This window comes from Paenibacillus cineris (genome assembly GCF_018333335.1).
In the GTDB taxonomy this organism is placed as follows: Bacteria; Bacillota; Bacilli; order Paenibacillales; family Paenibacillaceae; genus Paenibacillus_AQ; species Paenibacillus_AQ favisporus.
In genome coordinates, this window is the sequence record NZ_BORU01000007.1 from 52,627 (window position 1) to 64,328 (window position 11,702).

At 53.1% G+C, this 11,702-nt stretch carries 13 protein-coding genes and 1 rRNA gene; 13 read left to right on the plus strand and 1 reads right to left on the minus strand.

Annotated features, from left to right (window positions below; genetic code table 11):
• The first annotated feature begins 112 nt into the window (after positions 1-112).
• The 11 genes from cysK to lysS all read left to right on the plus strand — a co-directional run bounded on the left by cysK (position 113) and on the right by lysS (position 9,856).
• Complete coding sequence (gene cysK, locus KI379_RS32860) at positions 113-1,051, plus strand: cysteine synthase A (protein ID WP_076176686.1); 939 nt, start codon at positions 113-115, stop codon at positions 1,049-1,051.
• 192 nt (positions 1,052-1,243) lie between these two features.
• A complete protein-coding gene (locus tag KI379_RS32865) occupies positions 1,244-2,842 on the plus strand; it encodes an anthranilate synthase component I family protein (protein ID WP_212986141.1) in 1,599 nt (532 codons plus the stop codon).
• Positions 2,843-2,846: 4 nt separating this feature from the next.
• Positions 2,847-3,428 carry an aminodeoxychorismate/anthranilate synthase component II gene (pabA, locus tag KI379_RS32870; protein ID WP_076176688.1) on the plus strand — a complete coding sequence of 194 codons (582 nt, stop codon included), beginning with the start codon at positions 2,847-2,849 and terminating at the stop codon, positions 3,426-3,428.
• On the plus strand, positions 3,425-4,312 hold the full coding sequence (locus tag KI379_RS32875; RefSeq protein ID WP_212986142.1) for an aminotransferase class IV: 888 nt from the start codon (positions 3,425-3,427) through the stop codon (positions 4,310-4,312). The genes pabA and KI379_RS32875 overlap by 4 nt, the downstream gene beginning before the upstream one ends.
• Positions 4,313-4,347: 35 nt before the next feature.
• Positions 4,348-5,172 (plus strand): dihydropteroate synthase, encoded by an 825-nt coding sequence (gene folP / locus KI379_RS32880; protein WP_212986145.1) that lies wholly within the window; start codon positions 4,348-4,350, stop codon positions 5,170-5,172.
• A 59-nt stretch (positions 5,173-5,231) separates the two neighbouring features.
• The gene (gene folB, locus KI379_RS32885; protein ID WP_076176691.1) at positions 5,232-5,594 is read left to right on the plus strand and encodes a dihydroneopterin aldolase; all 363 of its coding nucleotides are present in this window, start codon (positions 5,232-5,234) and stop codon (positions 5,592-5,594) included.
• A gap of 9 nt (positions 5,595-5,603) precedes the next feature.
• Complete coding sequence (folK, locus tag KI379_RS32890; protein WP_076176692.1) at positions 5,604-6,152, plus strand: 2-amino-4-hydroxy-6-hydroxymethyldihydropteridine diphosphokinase; 549 nt, start codon at positions 5,604-5,606, stop codon at positions 6,150-6,152.
• The gene (locus tag KI379_RS32895) at positions 6,104-6,307 is read left to right on the plus strand and encodes a helix-turn-helix domain-containing protein (protein WP_076176693.1); all 204 of its coding nucleotides are present in this window, start codon (positions 6,104-6,106) and stop codon (positions 6,305-6,307) included. Before folK ends, KI379_RS32895 begins: the two co-directional genes overlap by 49 nt.
• A gap of 64 nt (positions 6,308-6,371) precedes the next feature.
• Positions 6,372-7,394, plus strand: coding sequence for a tRNA dihydrouridine synthase DusB (gene dusB / locus KI379_RS32900; RefSeq protein ID WP_089549449.1), 1,023 nt, complete (start codon positions 6,372-6,374; stop codon positions 7,392-7,394).
• Between the two features lie 269 nt (positions 7,395-7,663).
• A complete protein-coding gene (gene greA, locus KI379_RS32905; RefSeq protein WP_076176695.1) occupies positions 7,664-8,140 on the plus strand; it encodes a transcription elongation factor GreA in 477 nt (158 codons plus the stop codon).
• 201 nt (positions 8,141-8,341) lie between these two features.
• Positions 8,342-9,856 (plus strand): lysine--tRNA ligase, encoded by a 1,515-nt coding sequence (gene lysS / locus KI379_RS32910; protein ID WP_076176696.1) that lies wholly within the window; start codon positions 8,342-8,344, stop codon positions 9,854-9,856.
• Positions 9,857-9,902: 46 nt separating this feature from the next.
• On the opposite strand, the gene KI379_RS32915 is transcribed toward lysS, so the two are convergent.
• On the minus strand, positions 9,903-10,559 hold the full coding sequence (locus tag KI379_RS32915; RefSeq protein ID WP_212986143.1) for a TetR/AcrR family transcriptional regulator: 657 nt from the start codon (positions 10,557-10,559) through the stop codon (positions 9,903-9,905).
• 90 nt (positions 10,560-10,649) lie between these two features.
• Here KI379_RS32915 and KI379_RS32920 point away from each other — a divergent pair, with 90 nt between their 5' ends.
• Entirely contained in the window at positions 10,650-11,189 is a 540-nt protein-coding gene (locus KI379_RS32920; protein ID WP_212986144.1) for a hypothetical protein, read from the plus strand.
• 393 nt (positions 11,190-11,582) lie between these two features.
• Positions 11,583-11,702, plus strand: a 16S ribosomal RNA gene (locus KI379_RS32925); the annotation flags it as partial.

An 11,702-nucleotide genomic window follows, 5' to 3' on the forward strand; every position in this document is an offset into this window, starting at 1 on the left:
ACCTACTTATTTACTCGGATATAGTTTGATCCAAGCCAGCCAGATTCTCTTTCTAGAATTTTGTATACAGCAGTTATTCATCAAATTCATTATAAACAGGGAGGATTTACCTATGGCTAAGGTCGTCAACAACGTAACGGAATTAATCGGAGGAACACCCCTTGTCCGGCTGAACCGGCTTGCACCGGAAGACAGCGCGGAAATTTACTTGAAGCTGGAATATCAAAATCCGGGCTCCAGCGTTAAGGACCGGATTGCGATCAGCATCGTCGAACAAGCGGAGAAGGACGGCCTTCTGAAGCCTGGCGGTACGATTGTGGAAGCGACAAGCGGCAACACCGGTATCGGTCTGGCTATGGTAGCTGCAGCCAAAGGCTACAAAGCCGTGATCGTCATGCCTGAAACGATGAGCCTTGAGCGCCGCAACCTGCTTCGCGCTTACGGTGCAGAATTGGTTTTGACACCGGGAGCTGAAGGCATGAACGGTGCCGTTAAGAAAGCCGAAGAAATCGTAAAGGAAAATCCGGATTACTTCATGGCTGAGCAGTTCAAAAACCCGGCCAACGTGAAGATTCACCGCGAAACGACGGGTCCGGAAATTGTGGAAGCGATTGAATCCATTGGCGGCTCCCTCGACGCCTTCGTGGCAGGAATCGGAACGGGCGGAACGATTTCCGGTGCCGGCGAAGTGCTGAAGAACCGCTTCCCTGACATCAAGATCGTGGCTGTTGAGCCTGCGGCTTCTCCAATTCTGGCAGGAGGCAAACCAGGACCGCACAAAATTCAAGGTCTGGGCGCCAACTTTATTCCGGATATCCTTAACCGTGACATCTACGATGAAATCATTCACGTGGAGAACGACGAAGCCTTTGAAACGGCACGCCGTGTCGCCAAAGAAGAAGGCGTCCTGTCCGGTATTTCTTCCGGCGCTGCCGTGTTCGCCGCACTTAAAGTGGCCAAAGAGCTCGGTAAAGGCAAACGTGTCGTGGTAGTCATCCCAAGTAACGGCGAACGCTATTTGAGCACACCGCTGTATAACTTTGAGGCGTAATTAGCGTCTTATACATTGTAAAAACTCTCGCCCCTGCTGCCGGTCTATCCGGCTGCAGGTTTTTTTTGTTCATATTGCTGCTCATTGGCAGCCAAATCAGGTATCCTTTTGGAAAAAGTCTTTTCAAACCTGCCGACTCCAAGTATACTGACAACCAATAGACGGGTCTTGTTACTAAAAGGGGATCAGAAAATGAAGAGAAATGAGCGCGGTTTGATCACCTTGGATCAATGGATGACTTGGGCCGCAGAGGGCATCACGATGTTTCCATATGTGCTGTCGTCCGGAGGATGGGACGGGCAGGAAGAAGGGGAGCTCCCGGCGGCTTGGACGTCAGCTTGGGAACAGGCTTCGCCCTATTCCTTCGTACTCGAGAGCGGTAAGGAGGGGCGGTACACCTACCTGGGGCTGCGTCCGGTGTCGGTTCTTCACGGAAAAGATCACGGTGGCGTCGTGACGCACCTGCTGAGCGGGGCGACGGAGAAGGTGGACGGAAGTCCGCTGCAGGTGCTGCAGCGGTGGATGGCACCGTACCGGGCTCCCCAGCAGCCGGATCCAGAATTGCCACCCCTTCTTGGAGGATGCGTTGGCTTTCTAGGGTATGACATCGTTCGTTCCCTTGAAAATCTGCCGTCCACCGCAGCCGATCTTCCGGCATTCCCGGATTATTTGTGGATGCGGATGGAAGAGTTGTGGGTGCATGATGCGGACAGCAGGAAAGTGTTCTACACGGTCCATGTGCATTTTGATGCAGAAGGGCTGGACAGGGATGTGATCGGGCAAAGGCTGGGTGTGCTTTACGAAGAGGCTGCCGATCGTGCCCGGTCCATGCAGTCGTTGTGGCTGTCCATGGTGAACCTGGACGAAGGGAGCCAGGCCGAAGCGGACCGACGGCGAAAGCAGGCGGAGGAGCTGCCCCCCCGGATGGAGTGGCCGCAGCTGCGTACCGGATTCCCGCAGGAATCCTTTGAGCGGGCTGTGCGAGCCATCCAGCAGTACATTCGCGAAGGGGACGTCTTCCAGGTGAATCTGTCGCTCCGTCAGGAGCTGGACCTGCATTCGCCGCCGGAGCAGGCCTATGAATGGCTCCGCCTGCTGAACCCTTCCCCTTACATGGGGCTTCTGCGTTCCCCGGGTTTCACGCTGGTCAGCGGCTCCCCGGAACTGTTGGTGAAGCTTCAGGGGGAGCGGATCAGCACCCGCCCGATCGCCGGCACAAGACGCCGGGGGCTTACCCCGCAGGAGGATGCGGCCATGGCGGCCGAGCTGCTGGGCAGCGAGAAGGAGAGAGCCGAGCATATCATGCTGGTGGATCTCGAACGCAATGATCTGGGGAAGGTGGCTGCGTACGGGTCAGTGCACGTCCCGGAGCTGATGACGGTCGAGCATTACTCCCATGTGATGCACCTCGTTTCTCAGGTGGAAGGCCGGCTCGCTCCGGGCAAAGGCGTATACGACGTGATCGCCGCCTTCTTCCCGGGAGGAACCATCACGGGCGCCCCTAAGGTGAGGACGATGGAGATCATCGAGGAGCTGGAACCCGTAAGGCGCGGGCCATACACCGGCTCAATCGGCTGGATTGACTACAACGGCAATATGGAATTAAATATTATCATAAGAACGATGGCCGTCCTGGAAGGTACGGGATATATCCAGGCCGGGGCGGGAATCGTCATCGATTCCGACCCTTACCGGGAATACCGGGAATGCCAAAACAAAGCTAAAGGCATGATCCTGGCGGTTCTCGCAAGCGAAGAGGAATCCGCCGCCAAATCTGGGATAAGGGGATGAGCATATGATTTTGGTTATCGACAATTATGACTCTTTTACGTACAATCTGGTGCAGTATTTGGGGGAACTCGGACAGGAAGTGAAGGTATACCGCAACGATGAAATTACCGTGTCCGGCATTGAGGAGCTTGCACCCGACCATATTTTGATTTCCCCGGGCCCCTGCACGCCGAACGAGGCGGGGATCAGCCTGGAGACGATTGCGAATTTTAAAGGCAAAATCCCGATTTTCGGCGTATGCTTGGGTCACCAGGCCATTGGGCAGGCATTCGGCGGCAATGTCATCCGTGCTGAACGGCTGATGCACGGCAAAACATCGCCGATCCATCATCACGGCAACTCCGTGTTCGAAGGCCTTCCTTCGCCATTTACAGCGACAAGATACCATTCGCTGCTTGTTGAGCGGGACAGTCTGCCGGACTGCCTGGAGATCACCGCAGAAACCGAGGAAGGCGAGATTATGGGACTGCGTCATAAGGAGTATCCGATTGAAGGCGTCCAGTTCCATCCGGAGTCGATCATCACCGATTACGGACATCAAATACTGCGCAATTTCCTGAAGCAGACCGCAGGCGCTAAAGCATGAAGAAGATAGGATTGAACGGCGGGATCGTGGATGCCGCCGACGCCGTGGTACCTGTAATGGATCACGGCTTTTTATACGGAATGGGGTTGTTTGAGACGCTGCGGACATACCGCGGCCGGCCCTTTTTGCTGGAGAGGCATTTAAAGCGGATGGCGGAGGGCTGCCGGATACTGGGCATTCCCTTTTCGCCGGAGGATGCCCTTGCTTCCATGCCTGGCTGGATTGAAGCCTTGATGAAGGAGAACAGCCTTGAGGAGGCTTACATCCGTTATACCGTCAGCGCTGGCGTTGATGTTCTCGGGCTTCCCGGGGAGGAGTACAGCCGTCCCAATCATGTTCTGCTTGTGAAGGCGCTGCCGGAGGTGCCTGAGAACCTCTACACGCAAGGGAAAGCCCTGCAGCTGCTGGAAACGCGGCGCAACTCTCCCGAAGCTCCGATCCGCTTGAAGTCGCTCCATTACATGAACAACATTTTGGCGAAAAGAGAACTGGCGGCTGTGAGTGATCCGCGTTCCCGCCAGGCGGAAGGCCTGATGCTCGATGTGCGCGGACATGTCAGCGAAGGCGTCGTCAGCAATGTGTTTTTTGTGAAAGAAGGGGAACTCTATACACCTGATGCATCCACCGGGCTGCTGCCCGGCATTACGCGCCAGGTTGTGCTTGAGCTCGCCGGCGCGGCAGGCATCCGCTGCACGGAAGGCCTGTATACGTGGGAAGATCTGCTGGCCGCAGATGAGGTGTTCGTGACCAGCTCTATCCAGGAGCTTGTGCCCGTTACGCTCCTGCTGGACAGGCAGGGAACGGGTAGAACGGTGGGTCGCGGCGCCGCCGGCCCGATCACCCGCAGGCTGCTCGATTTGTACCGACAGAAAGCAGGGATTTGACAGTGAAAACGACAATCTACGAACGTAACTTTGCGATGGGTCAAGCCGTGCTGAGGCTCGGACAGTCTACCCAGGTGATGGGCATTTTAAATGTAACGCCCGATTCCTTCTCCGACGGCGGCCGGTATGTGGATCCGGACTCGGCCGTACGCCATGCGCTCAAAATGATGCTGGACGGCGCCGACCTGATCGATATCGGAGGAGAATCAACCCGGCCGGGATATACGCCGGTATCTGCGGAAGAGGAATTGGCCCGCGTGATTCCCGTGATTGAGGCGATCCATAAAGCGGCCCCGCACATTCCGATCTCGATCGATACGTACAAGGCGGAAGTGGCTCGCCAGGCCATTCTGGCCGGTGCCCATATCATCAACGATATTTGGGGAGGCAAAGGCGATCCGGACATGCTGAAGGTGGCAGCCGAGCTGGGCTGTCCGATCATTCTGATGCATAACCGGCAGGACATGGACTACACCGATTTTGTGGAGGACGTCGTCGCCGACCTGGAAGAGAGCGTGCGCCTCGCCTTGGCGGCCGGGGTTCGTCCGGAACATATTATTTTGGACCCGGGGATCGGATTTGCCAAAAACGGAGAGCACAACTTGAAGCTGATGACCCAGCTGGACCGTTTGAATCAAATTGGATATCCTGTGCTGCTGGCCACGTCCCGCAAAAAGTTCATCCGCAGCGTGCTGGATCTGCCGGTGGATGATTTGGTCGAGGGCACCGCGGCCACAGTGGCGTTCGGAATCGCCCAGGGCTGCCAGCTGGTGAGGGTCCACGATGTGAAATCGATCAAACGAACCGTCAAAATGTGCGATGCGATGATATACACTTCAGCGGTTGTGAGTCGGGAATAACGTTTTATATACAGAATCATTTGATACGATGTTGATTATTGGGGAGGCGGGAGTAGAAAATGGATAGAATGGTCATTCACCGCATGGAGTATTACGGGTATCACGGCGTGTTCGAGGAAGAGCGCAAGCTCGGCCAGCGCTTCTACGTCGATCTGGACATGGAGTTGGATTTGCGCGCAGCCGGAGAGAACGACGATCTCACCCAAACGGTAAATTATGCCGAAGTCCACGAAACGGTCAAAAACGTGGTAGAAACCGAGTCTTTTCGCCTGATTGAAGCTTTAGCCGAACGTATTGCATCTGTTGTACTGGACACTTATACTAGTATCAATGCACTGACGGTCAAAGTGACCAAACCGCATCCTCCATTTGACATCCACTTTCAGGGTGTTACTGTGGAGCTGCATAGAACAAGAAAGTGAGACTCCACCATGAATGCACATTTCACCTCTGAGCTATCAGAGGCTTATATTGCTTTAGGGGCAAATTTGGGTGACCGCGAGCATACGCTGATGGAAGCTATTCGGCGCCTGGATGAGGATCCCCGCATTACGGTAGCCCGCTGTTCCCACCTTTATGAGACGGAGCCTGTGGGTTATGTGGACCAGCCCCTCTTTTTAAATATGGCCGTGTGCGTCCGCACAAGTTTGGATTCCCATGAACTGCTGCACGTGATGCAGGGGATTGAGAACGGGCTTGGGCGCATTCGGGAGATCCATTGGGGGCCCCGGACCGTCGATTTGGATTTAATCTGGATGGAGGGCCGCAGGGAGAACACGGAAGAACTGGTGCTGCCGCATCCCCGGATGGAGGAGCGAGCCTTCGTGCTGGTTCCCTTATCCGATATCGTTCCTCCCGACGAGCCTTCCGGCTTATATACAATCGTAGAGACAGCTCTGGATAAGCTGGATGGAAAGGAAGGTCTGCAGCTTTGGAAAACATGCAGCTGGCGAAGCGCGTCCGCGCCTTCCGGAAGCTAAAAGGCTACACGCAGCAGGAGCTCGCAGCCAAGTGCGGCATATCGCTTGCAGTGCTGGGGGCCATCGAACGGGGAAACCGTCGTGCAGAAGAACAGGTTTTGATCAAAGTAGCGGAAGCACTGGGTGTATCTGTTCAGGAACTGAGGAACGGTTAGACTTTTGAGAAGCAGGAATACTGCTTATGTATATACAATGAATAATAAGGGGGGAAATGATGCGATGCTGAAGATTGGCGATATTGAAATGAAGAACCAAGTCGTGCTGGCACCGATGGCGGGCGTGTGTAATCCTGCGTTCCGTCTTATCGCCAAGGAATTCGGAACGGGTCTGGTTTGCGCAGAAATGGTCAGCGGCAAGGCGATCGTTCACGGCAATCAGCGCACGCGGGAAATGCTATATGTAGATGAGCGCGAGAAGCCGCTCAGCCTGCAGATTTTCGGAGGAGACCGTGATTCCTTGGTGGAGGCAGCCAAAGTTGTGGACCAACAGACCAACGCCGATATCATTGATATCAATATGGGCTGTCCGGCTCCGAAAGTGACCAAAATCGACGCCGGTGCACGCTGGCTGCTCGATCCCCAAAAAATTTATGAAATGGTCTCCGCGGTCGTGGATGCAGTTGATAAACCCGTGACCGTGAAAATGCGAACCGGATGGGACAGCGACCACATTTACGCGGTGGAGAACGCCCAAGCGGTAGAACGCGCCGGAGGCCAGGCAGTCAGCCTGCACGGCAGAACCCGGGAACAGCTGTATACGGGACATGCGGATTGGAGTATTATAAAGCAGGTTAAAGAGTCGGTATCGATCCCGGTCATCGGTAACGGTGACGTGGTTACGCCGGAAGACGCGCGGCGCATGCTCGACGAAACCGGATGTGACGGGGTTATGATCGGACGCGGCGCTTTGGGAAATCCGTGGATGCTGTACCGTACGATTGAGTACCTCAAGAGCGGTGAGCTTCTTCCGGAGCCTGCGGCTGAAGAGAAGATCCGCATCGCGATTCTTCATATGGACCGTCTGATCGCGCTGAGAGGCGAGTTCGTGGCGGTACGCGAAATGCGCAAGCATCTGGCATGGTACCTGAAAGGTCTCAAAGGGTCCGCGCGGATCAAGGATGAGATTATGGAAGGAACGAAGCGCGACGAAATGGTCGGAATATTGGAGGATTTTGTGGCGAACCTGAACCAGCGTGCCGAAATGGAAGCCGAGGAAATAGGTGTGGAAGCGGTGGCCCAATAAGATGGGCGGCCGCGGCTGCACCCCTGTCATTGACATTTTGAAACGGTTACCATATAATTTTGCAGTATAAATTCGACTCTTCGTTTAACAAGCAGCAGGAGGATGTTCTGATCCTTCAAATTTTGCATATAGTTTTGCATATATATAGATTGAACTAAAGTAAGCATCGCCATCTCCTGACCACGGAGCAAGAACGTAAGTTTCTTTAGTTCATTCTATGGAAGCAGGATGTTTTTTAATTTATTTACATGACAGGAGAATCGGTTAAGATGAGCGATAAAGAAGTCATTCTTACACAGGACGGACTTAAGAAGCTGGAAGACGAACTCGAGAACCTGAAATCGGTGAAGCGCCGCGAAGTCGCGGAGCGCATCAAGGTTGCCATCGGCTACGGTGATATCAGTGAGAACTCCGAATACGAAGACGCCAAGAACGAGCAGGCTTTTATTGAAGGCCGAATCATTACTTTGGAAAAAATGCTGCGCAATGCCCGGATCATCAACAATGATGAGATCAACACGGACATTGTGGGCGTAGGTGCTACGGTAACGGTGCAGGACCTGGAATTCGGCGATACGATGGAATATACGATCGTCGGTAGTGCCGAATCCGATCCGCTGAACAATAAAATTTCCAATGAAAGCCCGGTCGGCAAAGCAATCATCGGCAAGCAAAAAGGAACCGTCGTGGATGTGAACGTTCCTGCGGGCGTCATTCAATATAAAATCATCGATATCAAAAAGTAATATCCATGCTTTAGGATTGAAAAAAAAGCTTCCTTGAGGAAGCTTTTTTTCAAGATTGTGGAATGTAACACTTGAGCTAACGTCGAGGCAAAGGAAAGGCCCCACTTGGTGGGGTTATTTTCGGATATAGACGGCAGACGGCATGCCGCTTGGACAAGCGGGAGAGGTTTAGCAGTGAAATGAAGGAGATGAAGACTGACCATGTCAGAAGAAGTGAACAACCAGGAACAGGAAATTGAATTAAGCGAGATGCTGAAAATCCGCCGGAGCAAGCTGGACGAGCTGCGTGCACTGGGGATCGATCCTTTTGGCAAAAAATACGAGAGAACCAGCATGGCAGGCGATCTGCTGAGTAAATATGACGGTATGACGAAAGAAGAGCTGGACGAGCAGCACGCCGAAGTTCGCGTTGCCGGACGGATTATGGCAAAGCGCGGCATGGGTAAGGCCATTTTTGCCCATATCCAGGATCTGAGCGGTAAAATCCAGATCTATGTGCGTCAGGATTCCGTGCCTGAGCATGCGTTTGAGGCGTTCCGCCTGTTGGATCTGGGCGATATCGTCGGCATCGCCGGAACGATGTTCAAGACGAAGACCGGGGAAACGACGATCAAGGCCAGCGAGGTGGAGGTTCTGTCGAAATCCCTCTATCCGTTGCCAGATAAATACCATGGCCTCAAGGACGTAGAGCTTCGTTACCGTCAGCGTTATGTGGATTTGATCATCAATCCGGAAGTACAGCAGACGTTTATTGCCCGCTCGCGGATTATTCAATCGATGCGCCGTTACCTGGATTCACAGGGCTACCTGGAAGTTGAAACTCCGACACTGCATGCGATTGCCGGCGGAGCCGCGGCCAAGCCGTTTATTACGCATCATAACGCGCTGGACATGCAGCTGTATATGCGGATTGCCATCGAGCTTCACTTGAAGCGCTTGATTGTCGGCGGTCTGGAGAAGGTATACGAAATCGGACGCGTATATCGTAACGAGGGCATTTCTACCCGCCACAATCCGGAATTTACGATGATCGAGCTGTATGAGGCTTATGCCGATTACAAAGACATCATGAACCTGACCGAGAACATGATCGCGCATATTGCGCAGGAAGTGCTCGGCACCAAAGTCATCAACTATCAAGGGCATCAAGTTGACCTGACTCCTCCTTGGCGCCGGGTATCCATGGTGGATGCGGTCAAGGAAGTCAAAGGCGTGGACTTCGGCGTGCATATGACGGACGAGGAAGCTCACCGTCTGGCCAAAGAGCATAACGTCAAAGTTGAACCGCACATGACATTCGGTCATATTCTGAACGCGTTCTTCGAGGAATTTGTTGAGGAAACGCTGATTCAGCCGACGTTCGTGACCGGGCATCCGGTGGAAATTTCGCCGCTTGCGAAGAAAAACGAGCAGGATCCGCGGTTTACTGACCGTTTTGAGCTCTTTATCGTGGCCCGTGAGCATGCCAATGCATTCAGCGAGCTGAACGACCCGATCGATCAGCGCCAGCGTTTTGAAGCACAGCTGAAGGAACGCGAGCAGGGCAATGACGAAGCGCATGAAATGGATGAGGATTTCCTCACCGCGCTGGAGTACGGCATGCCGCCGACCGGTGGTCTGGGTATCGGCATCGACCGTCTGGTGATGCTGCTGACGGATTCTCCGTCGATCCGTGACGTGCTGCTCTTCCCGCATATGCGGAATCGTCAGGAGTAGTTTTCAGGCTTTTAGGGAAAATAAATAAAAGGAACAGCTGTCGTGATCATGTATCACGCGGCTGTTCCTTTTTTGCGTTTGAGTCTGGCTTCTGTGCCATGGAATGGACATCCGGCTGGCATAAGGATAACAAATGCCGTTTGATGACCGCGACCATGACCTCAGGGGTCACACGCTCCGGACGCATTACCGCATGGATGGCCAGGCCGTCGAGGACGGCGTAGAAGCGTTCCACTTCGATGGCAACATCCAGACCGGGAAGCAGGAGCTGGCCCTCCGATAAGCCGTTGAATACGGTAACGAAAATCGACCGCAGCTCGTCGTCCACCTGATGGCGCAGCGTACGTAAGGAATCATCCGACAGCGACTTGACGACAAAAGAAAACCACACCTCCATTTCCAGCCGCTTTTCGTTGTCGGTAGGGAGAACCTCATGCAGTAGAGAAGGAATGTCCTGCATCAAGTCACCGGAGAAAACCGTATCGTATATTCGCTGCGATACCCGCTCTGATACCCGTTTCATGGAATAGGACAGGAGCTCGGATTGGGTTGAAAAATAATGCCTCATCGAGCCTACGGAGATCCCGGCCTCTTCCGCAATGTTTCGGACGGAAGCTTGCTCGATACCGTGCTTCTGAATGACGCGCCAGGTGGCCTCGGCCACTTTGGCTTTCTGTAGTTCATGATCAACAATTTTGGGCATGCCCTCATTATACCACGTGCTTGATTTATTTAGTACGACTGTGGTAAATTGATTTTAGCACATTTGTATTAAATAAGGAGTGGGATAGGTTTGATCGGTATATGGATTGTAGGGTGCGAAATAGCCTTCTGGGTTTTGGTGTTAGCCGGGCTTAGCGTCCGGTATTTGGCAGGATGGAAAAAGGGCGGTGCCGCGCTGCTGTTGATGACTCCTGTAGTTGACCTTCTCTTGATCATTCTTACGATTATGGATCTGCGCGGCGGAGCCGAGGCGGAATTTATGCATGGGCTGGCTGCGGTGTACATCGGTGTAACCATTGCTTTTGGCCACCGGATGATTCATTGGGCCGACGAGCGGTTCGCCTATCGTTTTGGAGGAGGGGCTAAGCCCCAAAAGGCACCCAAATACGGGAAGGCACATGCAAGACGAGAGCGGCAAGGGTGGTTCAGACATGCGTTGGCTTGGGTCATCGGTTCGATTCTGATCTATCTCATGATTGTGGTCGTTAATGACCCTGATCGTACTGAAGCGCTTAAGCGGGTTCCATTACTCTGGGCATGCATTGTTGGCATAGATTTCGTTATAAGTTTCAGCTATACACTTTGGCCAAGGAAGGGCAAAGGCTACTGAATTATCCGTTATCCGCAGGTGCTGCAGTTATGAAATGCATGATTAGGCAAACGGTCGGCACCTCAGATATGCAATCAAATTATAATTTCAGAAAAAGACTTGCATAATACAACAATGCATGTTATATTAATATTCCGGCCAATGATTTGGTTGTTACTTGAATCAAATCACAAGCTTTCATATTAAATCCGAAAGAAAGATTTAAAAAAAGAGCTTGCTAAGTTGAGTCGAACGTGATATACTATAAAAGTTGCTGAGGCGATGAGCTTCCGGTAACGAAACGAAGTTTGATCTTTGAAAACTGAACAACGAGTGAGTATAAACGCGACGGTCTTATGACCGGAGCGATTGAGATTAAATCAATCTCGTCAGATTCAAAATGAGTCACAAACTTTCTTGGAGAGTTTGATCCTGGCTCAGGACGAACGCTGGCGGCGTGCCTAATACATGCAAGTCGAGCGGACTTGATGGAGAGCTTGCTCTCCTGATGGTTAGCGGCGGACGGGTGAGTAA

Bases quoted from the DNA above. Each gene is read 5' to 3' on its own strand.
- lysS (WP_076176696.1), top strand. From the start codon at position 8,342: ATGTCAGAAGAAGTGAACAACCAGGAACAGGAAATTGAATTAAGCGAG.
- KI379_RS32875 (WP_212986142.1), top strand. From the start codon at position 3,425: ATGAAGAAGATAGGATTGAACGGCGGGATCGTGGATGCCGCCGACGCC.
- KI379_RS32865 (WP_212986141.1), top strand. From the start codon at position 1,244: ATGAAGAGAAATGAGCGCGGTTTGATCACCTTGGATCAATGGATGACT.
- KI379_RS32915 (WP_212986143.1), bottom strand. From the start codon at position 10,559: ATGCCCAAAATTGTTGATCATGAACTACAGAAAGCCAAAGTGGCCGAG.
- folK (WP_076176692.1), top strand. From the start codon at position 5,604: ATGAATGCACATTTCACCTCTGAGCTATCAGAGGCTTATATTGCTTTA.
- greA (WP_076176695.1), top strand. From the start codon at position 7,664: ATGAGCGATAAAGAAGTCATTCTTACACAGGACGGACTTAAGAAGCTG.
- pabA (WP_076176688.1), top strand. From the start codon at position 2,847: ATGATTTTGGTTATCGACAATTATGACTCTTTTACGTACAATCTGGTG.
- cysK (WP_076176686.1), top strand. From the start codon at position 113: ATGGCTAAGGTCGTCAACAACGTAACGGAATTAATCGGAGGAACACCC.
- folP (WP_212986145.1), top strand. From the start codon at position 4,348: ATGGGTCAAGCCGTGCTGAGGCTCGGACAGTCTACCCAGGTGATGGGC.
- dusB (WP_089549449.1), top strand. From the start codon at position 6,372: ATGCTGAAGATTGGCGATATTGAAATGAAGAACCAAGTCGTGCTGGCA.
- folB (WP_076176691.1), top strand. From the start codon at position 5,232: ATGGATAGAATGGTCATTCACCGCATGGAGTATTACGGGTATCACGGC.